General features: G+C 49.3%; 16 protein-coding genes. 2 read left to right on the top strand and 14 right to left on the bottom strand.

The window, feature by feature from the left end:
- Position 1: 1 nt before the first annotated feature.
- From ABIA61_RS12305 to ABIA61_RS12280, 6 genes are all read right to left on the bottom strand, one after another.
- Positions 2 to 1,159 (bottom strand): P-loop NTPase family protein, encoded by a 1,158-nt coding sequence (locus tag ABIA61_RS12305; protein WP_283655080.1) that lies wholly within the window; start codon positions 1,157 to 1,159, stop codon positions 2 to 4.
- A 546-nt stretch (positions 1,160 to 1,705) separates the two neighbouring features.
- A complete protein-coding gene (locus tag ABIA61_RS12300) occupies positions 1,706 to 4,033 on the bottom strand; it encodes a histidine kinase (protein WP_404580794.1) in 2,328 nt (775 codons plus the stop codon).
- Between the two features lie 216 nt (positions 4,034 to 4,249).
- Positions 4,250 to 5,137, bottom strand: coding sequence for a metal ABC transporter permease (locus ABIA61_RS12295; RefSeq protein ID WP_283655078.1), 888 nt, complete (start codon positions 5,135 to 5,137; stop codon positions 4,250 to 4,252).
- Positions 5,134 to 6,063: a metal ABC transporter permease gene (locus ABIA61_RS12290; RefSeq protein WP_283655077.1), complete on the bottom strand. Its 930-nt coding sequence runs from the start codon at positions 6,061 to 6,063 to the stop codon at positions 5,134 to 5,136. The genes ABIA61_RS12295 and ABIA61_RS12290 overlap by 4 nt, the downstream gene beginning before the upstream one ends.
- Positions 6,064 to 6,068: 5 nt before the next feature.
- On the bottom strand, positions 6,069 to 6,833 hold the full coding sequence (locus tag ABIA61_RS12285; RefSeq protein WP_283655076.1) for a metal ABC transporter ATP-binding protein: 765 nt from the start codon (positions 6,831 to 6,833) through the stop codon (positions 6,069 to 6,071).
- A 15-nt stretch (positions 6,834 to 6,848) separates the two neighbouring features.
- A complete protein-coding gene (locus tag ABIA61_RS12280) occupies positions 6,849 to 7,820 on the bottom strand; it encodes a metal ABC transporter solute-binding protein, Zn/Mn family (RefSeq protein ID WP_283655075.1) in 972 nt (323 codons plus the stop codon).
- Positions 7,821 to 8,056: 236 nt separating this feature from the next.
- Between ABIA61_RS12280 and ABIA61_RS12275 the strand changes: the two genes are divergently transcribed.
- The gene (locus tag ABIA61_RS12275) at positions 8,057 to 8,866 is read left to right on the top strand and encodes a DUF3153 domain-containing protein (RefSeq protein WP_283655074.1); all 810 of its coding nucleotides are present in this window, start codon (positions 8,057 to 8,059) and stop codon (positions 8,864 to 8,866) included.
- 4 nt (positions 8,867 to 8,870) lie between these two features.
- Here ABIA61_RS12275 and ABIA61_RS12270 read toward each other — a convergent pair whose 3' ends face one another.
- The 3 genes from ABIA61_RS12270 to ABIA61_RS12260 form a co-directional block, all read right to left on the bottom strand.
- A complete protein-coding gene (locus tag ABIA61_RS12270) occupies positions 8,871 to 9,311 on the bottom strand; it encodes a thiol-disulfide oxidoreductase DCC family protein (protein ID WP_283655073.1) in 441 nt (146 codons plus the stop codon).
- Between the two features lie 123 nt (positions 9,312 to 9,434).
- Positions 9,435 to 9,761 (bottom strand): hypothetical protein, encoded by a 327-nt coding sequence (locus ABIA61_RS12265; protein WP_137062016.1) that lies wholly within the window; start codon positions 9,759 to 9,761, stop codon positions 9,435 to 9,437.
- A 124-nt stretch (positions 9,762 to 9,885) separates the two neighbouring features.
- Entirely contained in the window at positions 9,886 to 10,305 is a 420-nt protein-coding gene (locus tag ABIA61_RS12260) for an organic hydroperoxide resistance protein (protein ID WP_283655072.1), read from the bottom strand.
- A gap of 290 nt (positions 10,306 to 10,595) precedes the next feature.
- Between ABIA61_RS12260 and ABIA61_RS12255 the strand changes: the two genes are divergently transcribed.
- Entirely contained in the window at positions 10,596 to 11,918 is a 1,323-nt protein-coding gene (locus ABIA61_RS12255) for an Nramp family divalent metal transporter (protein ID WP_404519883.1), read from the top strand.
- A 97-nt stretch (positions 11,919 to 12,015) separates the two neighbouring features.
- On the opposite strand, the gene kdpC is transcribed toward ABIA61_RS12255, so the two are convergent.
- The 5 genes from kdpC to ABIA61_RS12230 all read right to left on the bottom strand — a co-directional run bounded on the left by kdpC (position 12,016) and on the right by ABIA61_RS12230 (position 17,394).
- On the bottom strand, positions 12,016 to 12,741 hold the full coding sequence (kdpC, locus tag ABIA61_RS12250) for a potassium-transporting ATPase subunit KdpC (RefSeq protein ID WP_283656220.1): 726 nt from the start codon (positions 12,739 to 12,741) through the stop codon (positions 12,016 to 12,018).
- 58 nt (positions 12,742 to 12,799) lie between these two features.
- On the bottom strand, positions 12,800 to 14,830 hold the full coding sequence (gene kdpB, locus ABIA61_RS12245; RefSeq protein ID WP_404580793.1) for a potassium-transporting ATPase subunit KdpB: 2,031 nt from the start codon (positions 14,828 to 14,830) through the stop codon (positions 12,800 to 12,802).
- 52 nt (positions 14,831 to 14,882) lie between these two features.
- A complete protein-coding gene (gene kdpA, locus ABIA61_RS12240; protein WP_283657988.1) occupies positions 14,883 to 16,559 on the bottom strand; it encodes a potassium-transporting ATPase subunit KdpA in 1,677 nt (558 codons plus the stop codon).
- A 149-nt stretch (positions 16,560 to 16,708) separates the two neighbouring features.
- Positions 16,709 to 16,783: a K(+)-transporting ATPase subunit F gene (gene kdpF, locus ABIA61_RS12235; protein WP_223264321.1), complete on the bottom strand. Its 75-nt coding sequence runs from the start codon at positions 16,781 to 16,783 to the stop codon at positions 16,709 to 16,711.
- A gap of 215 nt (positions 16,784 to 16,998) precedes the next feature.
- Positions 16,999 to 17,394, bottom strand: coding sequence for a hypothetical protein (locus ABIA61_RS12230; RefSeq protein ID WP_283655069.1), 396 nt, complete (start codon positions 17,392 to 17,394; stop codon positions 16,999 to 17,001).
- Between the last annotated feature and the right edge of the window lie 97 nt (positions 17,395 to 17,491).

The raw sequence follows: 17,491 nt of genomic DNA, 5'->3' as shown, positions 1-17,491 counted from the left end.
TTTAAGACCAAGCAGCGGGCGGCTGTGTTACAGTCTCCACATTCAGCAGCTCGCGGCACAGCTGGCGAATTTCCCGCTGATAAATCGGCGAACTAAGCAGCAGCTCACGATGCTGCATCTGCTTCCATGAAGGAATGTAAGGCAGCGCCCCGTTCAGCTCCATAAAATCCCGAGGTAACGAGTTGACCATAGTTCCCATATAACGGTTCACCACAAAGCGGGTTTTGGTCAGCATGGCTTCAAGTCCTTCCGGCTGTGTGGCTTCCAGAACATCCAGCCATAGCCCGCACTTGTGCATGCTCATTAAATCGTCAGCCAGCAGCCAAATCAGCCTATGACTGGCTTTAAGCACAGCTTGAGCCCGGTCACTATTTTCAGACTCGCCATCTACAATTACGACATCATACTGTCCACTTTCGGCAATCGTCCGAATCAGCTCTACCGCTTCATCACAGGTCATGTCTATCAGTTCCTTGCGGTTATCGACAGGTTGAAAGGTGTCGGCCTGAATTTCAGAACGGCGCACACAATACGAAGCGACAGATAAGGGATTTCCGTTATGTCCCATCGCCTTGAGATCATAAAGCAGTCTGGACAGCCCCTCTCCTTCTCCTTCACTAGAACTGCCGGAACCTGTGAATAACGAACTTGAATCCACCGTTTCCAAATTCAAATAAAAAACCGAATACCCCTCATTTCCCAGCTGCTTGGATATATTGAGTGCGGCCGTTGTCTTGCCCAGCCCGCCGGAGGCTGCAACCATGCCAATAATCATTCCGCCTTCCCGGCTGTTTAAGCTCTGCTGCCCACTTGTCCGCTGTCTCACCGTTTCCAAAATAAAGCCCACCAGTTCAGACAAGGGCTGATATTTTAATAAAGGTTGTCCGTATTCGCTCACCTGTTCTCCCTCATGTAGCACCAGACAAGGAATATCAGAAGCTTCCCGATCTGTCCACAGACTCAAAAAAGCGGCTTCACCCACCACAACATCCGGCTTTTTCATTCCAGCCGTTTCCATCATGTATTGGCGAAATGCCTCCGGCTGCGAAAATGCCGTTACTCTCAGCCTTCTGGCGTACTCGCTTCCGTGTACATAATTCAGCAGTGGCTCGATATAATCCCGACTACCTACAGCCAGAACCACTTTTACCGGAATCATGACGCTCATCCCCTCCCCCAAAACAACAACGCAAAAAAGCACCGTTCATCAAACCGTACATACATACGGTTGGTGAACGGTGCTTCCGTCACGTGCAATCTATTTACTGGTAGAATAGCACAGCGCCTATTTTAGAGCAAGCATTTTTTATGTTAGAATTTCTTCACAATCCTTATGTAGCAAAAGGCGGGCATTCAAGCCCGCCTCCATTGCCTTAATCTTAGAAGAATTTGTGGTGACAACGGTGACAGTCATGGTGACGATGATGACGATGTTTCCGGTGGTGATGGTGATGGCCTTTCAGCACGCCACATTCCACATGAGTGAAATGACGACGTTTAACTTTAGGTTCAAATTTAATTGTAGTCACCGTTGTTTTGAAAATCTTCTTAAAGAAACGTTTTCTTGGCTTAGGAAAATGACAATGACGCGGACGATGTTTAAACATATTCGAATTCGCCTCCAATTCTTTGAGATAGAATATACTATGGAAGCACTGAACAACCGGAAACCAGCATCTGACTATTTATAAAAGGATTAGGCGATTCAATCCTCTTCCTCCAACTTGATGTCCGGGTCATAGTCCGCCACGATCAGAACATCCATATGACGCGCTTGACGGAGAATTTGCGGGACGACCGCATCCTTTCCCCAACGGCTGCTTCTGGAGGACTGCCCCACAATTAACTGCGTCCCCGTGTACCCTTCCACCGGAGTAATCAATATATCAGCAATCTTTCCCCGACTGGAAACAAGCCGGATTTCGAAGGTTCCTCCCAGACGGTGGGTTAGCATTTTCAACTGCTCCAGTCGGGAGTTTAGCTTCTCCGGTATGCTTATACCTACATGAACATAGGTCACGATCCACACCGCCTTCAAACGAAAAGCAATACGAAAACCGCGTCGAATCAGCCTTTCGGCATTGTTACTGAGCGTCACCCCTACGAAAATTACTTCCTCTCTACGCCACGGACCTCTAAGCGATTCGTGTCGATCCCACGATTCCAGCCGTTCGTCTACGTCATCTGCCAATTCCCGCAGAGCAAGCTCCCGCAAGGCAATCAGATTGCCTAATTTAAAAAAATGGCTAAGCGCCTGCTCCACCTTGACAGGATCGTATATTTTGCCATCACGCATACGCTGTTGCAACGATTTGGGAGCCACATCAATGAGCTGCACCTCATCGGCCAGCCGCATCATATGGTCGGGAACAGTCTCCCTCACCCGAATCCCGGTAATCTGCTCAACCGCGTCATTCAGGCTCTCCAGATGCTGTACATTCATTGTGGAAATGACAGAAATCCCTTGTTCCAAAATCATCAGCACATCCTCATAACGCTTGGATCTTGAACTGCCGGGAACATTGGTATGCGCCAGTTCGTCAATTAGGACCACCTCGGGATTGCGCCTGAGAATCGCTTCAGTGTCCATTTCCTCCAAATGTACGCCATGCCGCTCCATAGTCTGACGAGGAACGGTATCCAGCAAGCCTACTTGTGTCAGCGTTTCCGTCCTTCCATGCGTTTCCAGTAGTCCGATAACAACATCAATCCCGCTTGTCAGCAGATCATTTCCCTCTCTGAGCATCGTGTACGTCTTGCCGACACCGGGAGCAGCACCAATATATACCTTGAGCCTGCCGCGCCGGATTTTGGCAGCCTCAGCCTGCGCTTCTTCATCGCTCAGACGATGATACGGATCATTGTCTCCTTCCTCCTGCCTCATCGTCGGCAAAATACGTTCGCCCTCCTGCTCAGCGCGGTCGGCAATAAGCAGCAGATCCATATTTTTCATTCGCTTAAAGATTCCGTTCACCAGCGAGCCTCTAACCAGTTCCTGCCACCGGGTCTGCCGGGAATGTCCCATAACGATCCGGGTAACATTGCGCGCCACCGCATAATGGATAAGCTGCCGAGGCAATCTTCTGCGGGAAATGAGCGGGATTTCTTCAAATTCCGACCCTACCTTGTCAACCAGTTGCTCAATCGAGCGCTTGAAGGCCGCCGATTCCTTGGACAGCTTGCGCTTCGGATCGACAAAGGAGGCCACCAGCATATCTCCACCCAGCCGCTTGGCCACTTGCTCCCCCCTGCGTACATAAATGGACCCGTTCCAGTGATACTGGACAGGCACCAAAATACGCTCTGCGGCTCCTGATGCCCCGTGCAAACCCAATTCCTCTCGATGCCGTTCCAGTGAATCGTTCACATCCTCCGCCACCAATCGCAGAGCCAGCTCACGCAGCTTACCCAGATTCCCCCGATGAAACATCTCAGGATTGGGCGCATGCATGTACCCTTTCGCCAGCCGTTCCAAAATCGTTTCGGGTGTGACATCAATCAGACGAATTTCATCCGCCAGCTCCAGCGTATCGATAGGAACTGTATATTCCGTTTCTATTCCTGTTAGCTGATAAACCCACTCCGTAATTCCTTCCAGCTCATAGACATTGACCGTCGTAATGACACTAATCCCCAGCTCCAGCAGATATTGAATATCCTCCAGCCGGGTTGGAAATGGGGCGCCTTCCCGGTTGCGATGTGCCAAATGATCCACCAGCACCACCTCGGGATTGCGTTCCTCCAGTGCTTTTAGATTTAAATCCTTCTGCTCTATCCCATCCTGAACCCAATGGATACTGGGTATCCGCTCCAGCGTGCCCACCTGCTCCACCGTCTCGCGCCGCTGCATGGTCGACACTGCACAAATCACAACGTCGATACCTTCATGCTGAAGCGATTGTCCTTCCTGAAGCATATGATACGTTTTGCCCGATCCACTGACCGCTCCAATGTATATTTTGAGTCTGCCTCGATGCAGTTTATTAATGGAATCCAATATTTCCTCTGGTGATTTACGTTTAAAACTCTCCATCTTTGTGCCTCCCTGCAACGTGACAGATCGTTCCGTCCGTTCTTGTATCGCTGTAATGAATGTACTCCCGTGTCCCCAACAATTCAAGACGATCCGCTCCAGCTTGCGCCAAATAAGTCACACAGGGCAGCATACGCGCAAAAAAACGCGCATTCAGGCATTTTCTACCTGTCTGCACGCTATTTTAGGCACTCATAGATGATCGCTTTCTGCGAATTACTTGCTGTCTTCACGAACCAGTCCTCGTTGCTGGAACAGCTTTTGCCACACCACCCCATGGGACGGGGAAAAGAGAAAGGCCAACAGCAACAGCAAACCCGATACACACAGCATACATGCGGCAATAGAGGCATCCAGTACACTTGCTATGTAAAAGCCTGCTACCGAACTGATCGCCCCCAACCCGACGCTGTACACAATCATACGGGATAACTTCTCCGTCAGCAGATAAGCCGTAAGAGGCGGTACCACGAGCATTCCGACCACCAGAATCGCACCCACGCTCTCAAACGATGCCACCGTCGTAAGCGAGACGAGACTCATCAGCAGATAGTGAAAAAAAACAACCGGAATACCTATCGAAGCCGCCAGCGCAGGATCGAAAGAAGTGATTTTAAATTGTTTGAAAAATACTCCTACCACGAGCAAATTAATCAAAAACATCGCACCCGTAATCCAAAGCGCTCTCGGACCGACATCTACGCCGGCAATCTCCAATGTATTCCACGGCACATATGCAATCTCACCATATAGCACGTGATCCATATCCAGATGGACATTGGAAGCAAACACACTAACCAGCAGAACACCTATGGCAAACAGTGTCGTAAACACCACACCAATGGCGGCGTCACTTTGCAGACCACTTTGTTGGAACAGCTGAATCAGATACACCGTAAGGAGTCCCAATACCGCTGCACCAAACATCATCCACACCGAATCCCTGGACCCGCTGATCAAAAAGGCAATGACAATCCCTGGCAACACGGCATGGCTGATGGCATCACCAATCATGGCCATTTTTCGTAGCACGAGAAAACAGCCGACAATGCTGCATCCCCCTGCCACTAACATTCCAGTCAAGATCACATAAAATGTACTCACAGGGCATGCTCCTTTCCTGGCTGTGTTGCAGCTGCCAGCTCCAGATTCTTTTTGGCGTTCAACCGAACGATAGCCTTGGAAATCAATCCACGCTGCGGTGCAAAAACCAGACTCACCCCGAACACGACAGTCGCACACAGCACACACAACGGCCCTGTGGGCAGATTTTGTCCCAGAGAACTAATAATTGTTCCACCGAAGCCCGCTATAGCACCAAACAAACCCGACAGACACACCATGACCCCCAGCTTCTCCGTCCAGTATCTTGCAGACACCGCGGGTGTAATTAACAAGGCCGCCATCATAATGACACCCACCGCCTGAATACCGGCAACCACCGCAATAACAATCAGCAGCATCAACAGCTTATCCAGCAAGCCTGCCGGAAAACCAAGTCCACGGGCAAAGCCGGGATCAAAGCTAAGCAGCTTAAATTCCTTGAAGAACAATATACAGATCCCGATCAGTACCACCGAAATGGCCGCCATCGTGTAAACATCAGACAATACCATCGCCGCTGCCTGACCGAACAGAAATTTATCCAGCCCGCTCTGATTCCCCGCCCCGCTGTGCTGGATTTCCGTCAAGAGCATAATGCCAAAGCCGAAAAATACAGACAGCACGGCCGCAATCGCCGAATCGCTTTTGATTCGTGAGTATCGGGTCAGCGCACTGATGGCAAAGGTTGCAACAATACCTGCAATGGCGGCCCCGATCATAAATCCAAATACGGATTTTGTGCCCGTAATCATAAACGCTACACATACCCCCGGCAAAGCCGCATGTGCCAAAGCATCCCCCATGAGCGACTGCTTGCGCAAATACATAAAGCTGCCAATCACGCCGCTGCTTAAACCGAGCAAGATGCAGCCCAGTAAAATCCACTGCATATTCGGATCGGCCAAAAGCGTAGCCAAGCTTGTCATACCGCTCACCTCACTCCGAGTATCGATCCGGAATCCGGACCTGTTTTGAGTATGCTCAGACGTCCGCCATACGTACGTTGCAGATTTTCCTCGGTGAAAATATCTGCCGTCTCTCCGAACCCCATCAGATGCCCGTTTAGCAGCATGACCTGATCAAAATAATCTGTGACCGTAGACAAATCATGATGAACGACAAGTACGGTTTTTCCTTGCCGCTTCAGATCTGTGAGCAATGAAATAATGGCTTTTTCTGTTGCAGCGTCCACACCTACAAACGGTTCATCCATAAAATAAAGCTGAGCGTCCTGCGCAAGTGCTCTGGCTAGAAAAACACGCTGCTGCTGCCCGCCGGATAACTGACTGATCTGCCTGTCCGCATAGTCGCTCATGCCTACCTTGTCCAGACTTTCCAGCGCAGCCTGACGATCAGCGGCTCCCGGCCGCTTGAACCAACCAAGTCTGCCATATCGTCCCATCATAACCACATCCAGCGCATTCGTTGGAAAATCCCAATCTACCGACTCACGTTGCGGCACATAACCAACCTTGAGCAACTGCTGTTTATAAGGCTTGCCGTAAACCAACACCTCGCCCCTGAGCTTTGGTATTAGTCCCAGCGCAGCCTTGATCAGCGTGGACTTCCCAGCCCCGTTCGGACCGATAATACCAATCAGCTTGCCTTCTGGCACCTCGAAGGAAACGTCAAGCAGAACGGGCTTTTTTTGATAAGCTACAGATAAATCACGAACCACAAGCGGTGAATGCCTCATGTGTTGCCTCCTCCTTTAATTAAGAGCTTTAACAATCGTATTGACGTTATGCTTGACCATTCCAATATACGTACCGTCTTCCGTGCCCTCTTCACCCATGGCATCCGAGTACAACTCGCCACCAACCTTGATCGTATGACCCTGCTGAGCCGCTCCCTGAATGACCGCATCTATGGCCTTTCTCGGAACGCTGGATTCTACGAATATGGCCTTGATTTTATGTTCAACCAAATAATCACGCAGCTTGGTCACATCCTGAGAGCCCGCTTCTGATTCTGTACTCATTCCTTGAAGCCCTTTCACTTGAATGTCGTATGCATCTCCGAAATAGCCAAAAGCATCATGGGCCGTGACGAGCACGCGCTGGGCTTCCGGTATGCTGGCAATCTGCTCCCGCGTGTAATCATCCAGCTTCCGCAGCTCAGCGAGATAGGCTTCTGCATTCGCCTTATAATCCTCCGCATGAGCAGCATCAAGCGCAGACAATTCATCTCTGACGGTTTCTACCGCAGACATCCAGTTTTGTACGTTAAACCAGATATGCGGATCATGCTCCGACCCCATTTCCGGGCTACCTGAGCGCAACTGATCCTGAGCAATATTTTTGGATACAGGTACGACAGGTTTTTGCTTGCCGATCTTCTCCAAAATGTCCTGCATTTTTCCTTCCAGATGCAACCCGTTATAAAAAATAATATCTGCCTGATCCAGTTTGCGCATATCTCCCTGAGAAGCCTTGTACAAATGCGGGTCAACGCCTGATCTCATAATGCCTGTGACCTCCACATGATTACCGCCTACCTTGCCGACAATATCAGAAATCATGCCAATAGTAGCTGTGGCCTTTATTTTTTGCCCCGCCTCCCCGGCAGCTCCCTGCTCCGCCTTCTTACCATTAGTGCATGCACTTGCTGCAACTAAAATCAGGAACAATGTTCCTGCAATCAAAGCCCAACGCGGTACAGCCGCCTTAAACCGTTTATTCATGTTTCAATATCCTCCTCTATTTATATGCATTCAGGACAAACTATTTCGTGTTATCAATTGTTTTTTACTAATACTATTTTTTAGAGTATACACTAAAATGTTTCCCTAGGTAAACATATTAAATATAAAAATCTATTTATACTGTCAGCTCGTTCGATTTTAGCTCTCCGAATGTGTAATATATAGAAGATATCCAATCGTTAAATGAAAGAACATATATAAAGAAGGTGAAGATCATGGAGCAAACAGAATACGACCCTTACCGGGACAAGCATCAACAAAATCAAACACGGAAAATGCTGCCCATTTTTGTGTTGCTGTGCTGTCTGATCCCTCTCACTTCCTGTGCACGTGGGGATGTCCATGTAGACGTTCATCTGGATCAGAGCGTGGATATGGATGCTTCGTTCAGTGTAAACAATCAGACGCTGTTGATGCTGAATAATCCCGGGCTACTGGACCGCTTGGCCAAGCGGATTCAAGGCAACAGTCTAAATGTTAAGCCACTATCTGAGCAGGGAAGAAAGGGTTATCAAATCAAGGGGCACTATCAAGGAGATTGGAGTACAAGCGGAAAAAATCCCATTCTGGGTTTAAATCTACCTGAGGGATTAGAATTTAAAAGCGCTGTGACTCAACATTTTTTCACAACGAATGTTGATCTTACAATGAAGCTCGATCTGCCACGAATGCTTCCTGAAGAAGCTCGGGGACTGAGTGACAAATTGGAGCAAATGAATGTGTTCGCACGCAAAATACTGGAGCGGCAGCTTGATCTTAATTTTAGCCTGTCCTTACCGATCCAGCCCGCTGCGAGCAATGCCGACAGTGTATCGGCAGACGGGAAAACGCTACGTTGGGATATTGCCCCATTAGAGCCTAATGAGCTAAAGCTATCCGTCAACGTACCCAATGTGCGTCATATTATATATGTAGCCGTTGCGGGCCTGATCCTCATTACGGCAATTGTGATATGGCTAATCCGTCGTCATCGCTCCAAAAAGGGCGCTAATAAGGAAGCTGCTCCTCCGAAACCTGAATCCTGAACAGTTAAAAAAATCGTTGCCTCATTTCTGGTGGGGGGATCTGACATTGATCCTCCTCATCCTTGCCAAACCAGCGGTATCGGTTACGTGCCACCCAGCTATAGACTGCATTGCGTATAAAGCGGGGGACGAGGATGAAGACATAGGCCAGCGGATATGGAAAACGAAGACGTCTGGCAATCCGCAGAGCTGCGGTTGACCTCGTGTAATACATACCGCCTTCAATTAGTACGAACGTATCCAGCTTATCCGTTGACAATCCTCCTGCACGCAATAGCTTTTGTCCCTGCTCGGATTGCAAGGAACCAAAATGAAACCTCCCCTTCGGGTCACGCTTAATAATGAAGCGGGCCGCCCCCTGACAAAAATGGCATACACCATCCACCAACACAATTGAATAATCTTGCTGAGAAGGATTTCGATAAGCATCGTCAGATTGCTTCATAAATGCATTTCACCTCCAGGAAATAAACAACAGAATATAATCAGCAATATAGTATAAACAAAAAAACGCCGAAATCATCCGACGCTTGTTTAACAATGTATAGGCTTTTACCTGTTTTGAGAACTAGCTCAATGCTTTCTCAAACAGCTGTTTCGATTTAATTTGCTCTAAAAACTCATCATGGAACTTATCCATACACTTGCAGATAAAATCCTTATGACATACCGGGCAAGGCGTCGTTAGCAATCGACTGATATTCGTCAAGATCCACTCCGGATTACGTTGAGAAAAAACGCGGCACTCCGTTCCATCGGCCAAACTCATTTTAAACTCATAAAGCCCTTCTTTTTCGTTGCTGCCAGCCAGCGTGAAATTAACAATATTCGGTCTGTAAGACATCATATCACCCGTATTTTTCAAATTTGTTTCGTACCTGATGACCAGAATCACCTAAGCCATCTTAATGAATTTTGGCGATGATGTCAAATGGTCGCGGATCTCGGCGAATCAAGGTCTATATGCAAAAGCCGCCGATCAATCAGCGGCTGGAACGTAGAGATGATGTGTTTCGTGATCAAATGACGTTCAGCTCAACGTCAATGTTGCCGCGAGTCGCTTTGGAGTATGGACAAAAATCATGCGCCTGACGTGCCAAATCTTCGGCTTGGGGACGCTCAACACCCGGTATTTTCACGTCCAGACGCACCGCTAATTGGAAGCCGCCGTCGCTCGGGTCCTTGCCGATGGACACGTGGCTGGTGACCTCAACATTGTCTACCTTTACCTTGGCTTTGCGGGCTACATTAGCCAATGCGCTCTCATAACATGCACCATAGCCTGCCGCAAACAATTGCTCCGGATTCGTTGCCTCTCCACCTGCGCCACCCAATTCCTTCGGCGTACTGAGCTTATGCTTCAAAACTCCGTCCGAGGAAGCGACAGAGCCGTCTCTTCCACCATGTACCGTTGCTGATGCTGTGTATAATGCTTCCATGATTTCATCTCTCCTTCTTTTATGTTTTACATTCTGCTGGCTGGGATTATCGTCATATTAATGATGATTTCCTTCTCGTATGTACTTTAAACGAACCACACAAAATGAATCATTTGAAATATGAATGAAGGGAAAGCTTGATTTTTTCATTATATCTATAAAATAAGATTAATTTGCTTGACCACACAAAAGTTGCACTAGACAAAAACTATTGTGGGTGTACAATAGGGATAAGGCAATCATTATGTCACTAATAATATATTTCAACATGAATAAAGAAGGTGAAGCGTATGAGAAATACAAAAGGTAACTTGGCGGAAATCGCTTCACTAGCGGAAGTGAATCGTTCCTTGAACGTCCCGAAGAACGGCACGTGGTTTCGGAAATTCCTAGCCTTTGCCGGACCCGGCTATATGGTCGCTGTCGGCTATATGGACCCCGGCAACTGGGCTACAGACATTGCGGGCGGATCGCAATTTGGCTATACACTGCTCAGTGTCATTCTGATCTCTAATCTGATGGCCATCTTGCTGCAGGCCTTATCCGGCAAGCTCGGCATTGCCACAGGTAAAGATTTGGCTCAAATGTGCCGTGAAGCCTACAGTCGCCCGGTCGCGATCGGCTTATGGCTTTTATGCGAAATCGCTATTGCAGCCATGGATTTGGCCGAGGTCATCGGTTCAGCCATTGCACTCAAGCTGCTGTTCGGCATACCCCTATTGTACGGTGTCCTGATTACTGCATTCGATGTCATGCTCATTTTATTGCTGCAAAACAAAGGTTTTCGTGCTTTGGAAACGCTGGTCATTGTACTGATGGTGACGATTGCCGGCTGCTTTGGCATCAATCTCATTTTGGCCCAACCGGAATGGAGCGGCGTGTTAGGTGGCTTTGTGCCGGACTCGCAAATCTTGACCAACCCAAGCATGCTGTATATCGCCATTGGTATTATGGGTGCTACCGTGATGCCCCATAACCTGTACCTGCATTCGTCCATCGTACAAACTCGTAAATTCGAGCAGACGTCAGCAGGCAAACGGGAGGCTATCAAATTCGCGACATGGGATTCGAGTATAGCACTCATGTTCGCCCTGTTTATCAATGCCGCCATTCTGATCGTGGCCGCAGCCGTGTTCCATACAGCAGGAAAAACCGATGTGGCGGAAATCAGCGATGCTTTCTATCTGCTGTCGCCATTGCTCGGAACCACACTCGCGAGTATCCTGTTCGGGGTGGCGCTGCTCGCTTCCGGTCAGAATTCAACCGTAACCGGTACCTTAGCCGGGCAAATCGTCATGGAGGGCTTTCTCAGCCTTCGTCTCGCGCCTTGGCTGCGCCGTCTGGTGACCCGACTCATTGCTATCATTCCAGCGGTAATCGTCACAGCTATCGCGGGTGAAAAAGGGGCCGAAGAGCTGCTGGTACTAAGTCAGGTTATTCTGTCCATCCAGCTTCCCTTTGCCATCATCCCATTGCTGATCTTCACCAGCGACAAAAAGCGTATGGGTGAGTTTGCGAACAAAACATGGCAAAAAGTATTAACCTGGATCGTGACCGCCGTCATCATTGTTTTGAATGTGGTGCTTATCATTCAAACCATTTCAGGTCATTGAGAGATAAGCAACACTTTAAAATCAAGAAAAAGGTATCTCACTAGCCCAAATGGCTGCGGGATACCTTTTTTTGATCGCTCTATTCCAACCTCTAGACTTACCGCTTGGCAGGCTGGGCCCGCGTTTGGGCTTCAAGCGCGAGGTTCAGCTTGAGCACGTTCACACGTGGCTCACCAAACACTCCGGCACTGCGTCCTTCGGTCTGCTCCTGCACCAGTGCCTTCAGCTTATCCTGCGCAATACCGGTCAAGCCGCTAATACGCGGGATCTGAACCTGTGCCGCCTGCGGCGAGATATGCGGGTCCAGACCAGAGCCGGAGTTCGTAATCAGGTCCACCGGAACCTGACTGATCGGTACATCCGGGTTATTTTTCTGCCAATCCGCTATGGAATCCTTGACCCGCTGTATCAAGGCCGGATTGGACGGTGCGTAGTTACTGGAGCCTGAACCGGCCCCATTATAATCTATGCTCGATACCCGCCCCTGAAAAAACGCCGGATTGGCAAAGGACTGCCCGATCAGCTCGGAGCCGACTACCTGACCCTCGGCATTACGAAGCATACTGCCATTCGCCTGCTGCGGAAACAATACCTGTGCCACGCCCGTGCTAACCAGCGGATAAGCGAGGCCGCACAGGAGGATCATCAGCACCGAGGTACGCAAGGCTACTCCTATAATGGTGCCTCCCCGCATCTCTTCTCTCTCCGACTGTCCATTCGGCACAGCCCCCTCTGGACGCTTGTTATTCCCCTGCCGGGCAGACCCGGCTTTTTCGTGGGCAGCAAATCTGCGTCCAGACATCATCCGATAAAAGCCACTCATATTGCTCACCCTTTCCGCTTCCATTCAGTATCCAAGATGCACACCTTCACAGGCTGCGTTAAATCCACAAATGCACTAGCAAATCAATGGCTTTAATGCCAACAAACGGCACCACCATACCGCCCAAACCGTAAATCAGCAAATTCCGTCCCAGCAGGCGATCCGAGCTCATGGGCTTATACTTCACGCCCTTCATGGCCAGCGGGATCAGAAGCGGAATAATAACAGCATTAAAGATCAGCGCCGACAAAATAGCGGACAACGGAGAGCCAAGCCCCATTACGTTCAATGCGCTCATTTGCGGAATCGCCAGCATGAACATCGCCGGAATAATGGCAAAATATTTGGCAACATCGTTCGCGATACTGAATGTCGTCAAAGCACCGCGTGTCATGAGTAACTGCTTTCCGATAGCGACCACCTCAATAATTTTGGACGGATCGGAATCCAGGTCCACCATATTGGCGGCTTCCTTGGCTGCGACCGTGCCACTATTCATGGCAAGCCCAACGTCAGCCTGCGCCAGCGCAGGAGCATCATTCGTACCGTCCCCGGTCATGGCAACCAGCTTTCCCAGCTCCTGCTCACGACGAATAACCGCGATCTTATCCTCTGGCTTGCTTTCAGCCACAAAATCATCCACACCCGCTTCCCGCGCAATCGTCGCAGCAGTCAGCGGATTATCCCCTGTACACATGATCGTACGGATACCCATTTCCCGGAGCTGATCGAACCGCTCCTTCATGCCCGGCTTCACCGTGTCCTTCAAATAAATAATGCCATACATCTGATCATCCAGCGCGACAGCCAGCGGCGTACCTCCTTCAGAGGCCACCTGATTCGCCTTTTCCTCCAGATCGGCTGGGACGCTGCCGTTTTGCGATAGTACCCACTGCCGGACAGAGTCCACCGCGCCCTTACGTACCTTTCGTCCATCGGCCAGATCCAGACCACTCATCCGGGTTTCCGCCTTGAACTCGATAAAGGTCCCTCCTGCTGCCAAGGATTCATCCAGTGTGTACTCCTGCTTGCGCATCAACTCCAGAACTGAGCGCCCCTCGGGCGTCTCATCCTTCATCGAGCTCATCGCAGCCCACTTTACTAACTTTGTTTCCTCTACGCCCCCTACAGGCACGAATTGGCTCGCCATCCGGTTACCGAAGGTAATTGTACCCGTTTTGTCCAGAATCATTGTATTGATGTCTCCAGATGCTTCTACCGCCTTGCCTGACATCGCCAGCACGTTAAACTGCGTGACCCGGTCCATACCGGCAATCCCGATGGCTGACAGCAGTCCTCCAATCGTCGTCGGAATCAGACAGACCAGTAACGAGATAAGTACGGGAACAGGCAGATCGATGTTAAAATGACGAGCAATCGGTGCTAGTGTCACTACCACGATCAGAAAAATAATCGTTAGGCTGATCAGCAGGGTATTCAGCGCAATCTCGTTCGGCGTCTTTTGCCGCTGTGCGCCTTCCACGAGCGAAATCATTTTATCAATGAACGTCTCACCCGGTTCTGTCGTAATCCGGACCTTAATCCGGTCACTAACCACACGCGTCCCGCCGGTTACCGAGCAAAAATCACCACCCGATTCCTTGATCACCGGAGCCGATTCTCCCGTAATCGCCGATTCATCCACTGAGGCAAGACCTTCAATAACCTCACCATCGCTCGGAATCATCTCGCCCTGGGACACCATCACAATGTCACCTTTCCGCAGCTCGGTTGAGCTGACCACCTGAATCTCATCCCCGACAAGCTTGTTAGCTTGTGTGTCCTGCTTGGATTTTTTCAAAGAGGCAGCTTGTGCTTTACCCCGACCCTCTGCGAGCGCTTCAGCAAAGTTAGCAAAGAGCAACGTGAACAACAGGATGATAAAAACAGCCAGGTTAAAGCCCATTTCATTACCCGTTCCAAAATAACCGGGAAACAGCAGCATCAGCAACACAACCAAAGTGCCGATCTCCACGACGAACATGACAGGATTTTTCATCATGATCATCGGATTTAATTTCATAAAGCTATCCTTGATCGCATGCTTCAAGATGCTTTTATCCAGCATGCGTTTGCGTTGTTCCTTCATGATCAAGCACCCCGTTCATCCATTCTCAATTTCTTCTTCATGTTCATCTTCTTCACATGGTCAAAAATTCAGCCACAGGCCCCAATACGATGACGGGCAAGAAGGTCAACGCACCAATCAGCAGCACAACCCCGATCAGAATCGCCCCAAACAGCTTGTTGTCCGTACGAAGTGTGCCTGTCGTCACTGGAGTCGGTGCTTTGGCATTCAATGAAGCTGCTACAGCTAACAGTGCAACAATCGATACATATCGTCCGAAGAACATAACGATACCCGTTGTCGCGTTCCAGAATACGTTGTTATCCGCAAGCCCCTCAAATCCCGAACCGTTATTAGCCGCAGATGACGCATATTCATATAACACCTGAGTCAACCCGTGATATCCGGGGTTTGTGACCGCATCGTATCCCCAATGACTCATAAAAGCGAGCGCAGTCGGCACCAGAATGAGAAACGGATGTACCAAAATGGCAATTGCGATCAGCTTCATTTCCTTGCCTTCAATCTTCCTGCCCATAAATTCCGGGGTCCTGCCGACCATCAATCCACATATAAATACACCCAGAATCGCGTACATCAGCATATTCATCAGCCCGACACCCTTACCGCCGAAAATGACGTTCAGCATCATTTCACCCAAAGCAGCCATACCGCCCAGCGGGGTCAGTGTATCGTGCATATTATTGACCGAACCTGTCGTAGCCGCCGTCGTTACCGCCGTGAACAGTGCCGATTGTCCGATGCCGAAGCGGACCTCTTTCCCTTCCATGCTTCCCTGAGAAGCATCCACCCCCAGTGCCTGAATCAGCGGATTACCCGTTTTCTCTGACACGTACGTAATAGATAGGAATACGAGAAACAGTACCATCATGGAGCTAAAAATAATCCACCCCTGCTTGCGATTACGAGCGAACAGCCCAAAGGTATACGGCAGAGAAGCTGGCATCACCCACATCGCCAAAATTTCCAGCACATTCGTCCAGGGACTTGGATTTTCAAAAGGATGCGCCGAGTTGGCCCCATCGAAACCGCCCCCGTTCGTCCCCAAGTGCTTGATCGATTCCATCGAAGCAACGGGTCCCAAGGCAATCTGTTGCTGTGTTCCACTCATCGTCGTGATATCCGCCGTAGGCTGAAGCGTCTGCGGTACTTTCAGTCCGACCAGCACCAGCGTAAGCACAAAGGCCAACGGAAGAAAAATCCGTATAATTGCTTTGATAAAATCCTGAAAAAAGTTGCCCATTCCTTCACCGCGCCGCGTCAATCCTCTCATAAAAGCCGCAGCAACCGCAAAACCGGAAGCAGCCGAAGTAAACATCATCATCGTAACGAACGCCATCTGCGTCATATACGTAAGTCCACTTTCTCCGCTGTAATGCTGGAGATTCGTATTGGTCATAAAGCTGATCACTGTATTAAAAGCCAGTGACGCTTCCATATTGTCGTTTCCAGCCGGATTACCGGGGAGCAGTCCCTGCAAGCGCAGTAGCACATAGCTGATCGCCACAAGCACGACATTCGTAGCGATAAAGCTCATCACATACGTGGTCCAACGCATGCTCTCCAGCTTTTTCAATCCTATAACCTTGTAAATCAGCTTCTCCGTCCCGCCAAACACTCGGTCCGTCCGATTCGGTTCATTTGAGAATACATGATACATATAGGTGCCCACTGGTTTCACCAAGAGCAGCAATATCACAATCACAATTCCAATTTGCAGCAGCTCCATCATCTATTCCCTCCTCCAAAATGCTCCTGCGTTTGGAATAACAGACGGGTTCGTAGCACCAGGCGTTGCACACGTTTGCGAAAGCCCGCTGCCTCTGATGCTTCATCCATGATCTGCTGTTCCCCGCCCGCTTGATCCTGTTTAGCTGATTAGAACTTTTCAGGATTCAGGAGTGCGTAGATTAAATACACAAACACAATAGCCGTAAGCGTAAGCACAACCATCATCCTTTTCGCCCTCCTTTGGAGGTCTGTGCATCACACCAGCGTACAAACAGCAGTATCACTCCATAACTCGCAGCCATCACGAGCAGCATGTATATATCCATCATGTTCATACCCTCCCGTATCTGTCCTCAGATCGTTATTCTTACACCCTCGTAAAATCAACATACAATTACTTTGAAAATTTTAATTTATATTAGCCATATCGTAAGCGACTATCCGTTCAGCAGGAAACCCACCTCTCCATTCAAAGTGTAGATCACATGGTCCGCTCCCAAACCTCGATAAATCCCTTGAGGATTACAGCCGTGTGTAATGACATAGATCGAATCTGATGTCAGCGGCCGGCATATTTGCAGAAAACGGCACGTCAGATTCAAGCTGTTCTCGAACAAATACACGCAGCCAATTTCTTTTTTGGGAAAATTCCATTTCCCCGCTTGCATCGTATTGATGCGCACAATATGCTCCACACCCATTTTTTTGAGCTGTCGTTCCTCCTGAGCGCTATTCGTAAGAACCGCAAACGCCAGTTTTTTGAACATAAGCAATTTCACAAAATTTCTGCCCGTTTCATTCGGTGCAGTGACAATGATTAGCCGACCTTCCATCAGTAGCTCCTCTCCCGGTATAAAAAGACAACAAAAAGAAGCCAAAGGAAAAAGGCTTTCCTCCGGCTTCTTACGTAACCATGATAAAATAAACCAT

This window comes from Paenibacillus sp. RC21, from assembly GCF_044907935.1.
Taxonomy (GTDB): domain Bacteria; phylum Bacillota; class Bacilli; order Paenibacillales; family Paenibacillaceae; genus Paenibacillus; species Paenibacillus terrae_A.
This window is presented reverse-complemented; position numbering and strand designations above follow the sequence as displayed.

Bases quoted from the DNA above. Each gene is read 5' to 3' on its own strand.
- ABIA61_RS12305 (WP_283655080.1), bottom strand. From the start codon at position 1,159: ATGATTCCGGTAAAAGTGGTTCTGGCTGTAGGTAGTCGGGATTATATC.
- ABIA61_RS12300 (WP_404580794.1), bottom strand. From the start codon at position 4,033: ATGGAGAGTTTTAAACGTAAATCACCAGAGGAAATATTGGATTCCATT.
- ABIA61_RS12290 (WP_283655077.1), bottom strand. From the start codon at position 6,063: ATGACAAGCTTGGCTACGCTTTTGGCCGATCCGAATATGCAGTGGATT.
- ABIA61_RS12285 (WP_283655076.1), bottom strand. From the start codon at position 6,833: ATGAGGCATTCACCGCTTGTGGTTCGTGATTTATCTGTAGCTTATCAA.
- ABIA61_RS12280 (WP_283655075.1), bottom strand. From the start codon at position 7,820: ATGAATAAACGGTTTAAGGCGGCTGTACCGCGTTGGGCTTTGATTGCA.
- ABIA61_RS12275 (WP_283655074.1), top strand. From the start codon at position 8,057: ATGGAGCAAACAGAATACGACCCTTACCGGGACAAGCATCAACAAAAT.
- ABIA61_RS12270 (WP_283655073.1), bottom strand. From the start codon at position 9,311: ATGAAGCAATCTGACGATGCTTATCGAAATCCTTCTCAGCAAGATTAT.
- ABIA61_RS12260 (WP_283655072.1), bottom strand. From the start codon at position 10,305: ATGGAAGCATTATACACAGCATCAGCAACGGTACATGGTGGAAGAGAC.
- ABIA61_RS12255 (WP_404519883.1), top strand. From the start codon at position 10,596: ATGAGAAATACAAAAGGTAACTTGGCGGAAATCGCTTCACTAGCGGAA.
- kdpC (WP_283656220.1), bottom strand. From the start codon at position 12,741: ATGAGTGGCTTTTATCGGATGATGTCTGGACGCAGATTTGCTGCCCAC.
- kdpB (WP_404580793.1), bottom strand. From the start codon at position 14,830: ATGAAGGAACAACGCAAACGCATGCTGGATAAAAGCATCTTGAAGCAT.
- kdpA (WP_283657988.1), bottom strand. From the start codon at position 16,559: ATGGAGCTGCTGCAAATTGGAATTGTGATTGTGATATTGCTGCTCTTG.
- ABIA61_RS12230 (WP_283655069.1), bottom strand. From the start codon at position 17,394: ATGGAAGGTCGGCTAATCATTGTCACTGCACCGAATGAAACGGGCAGA.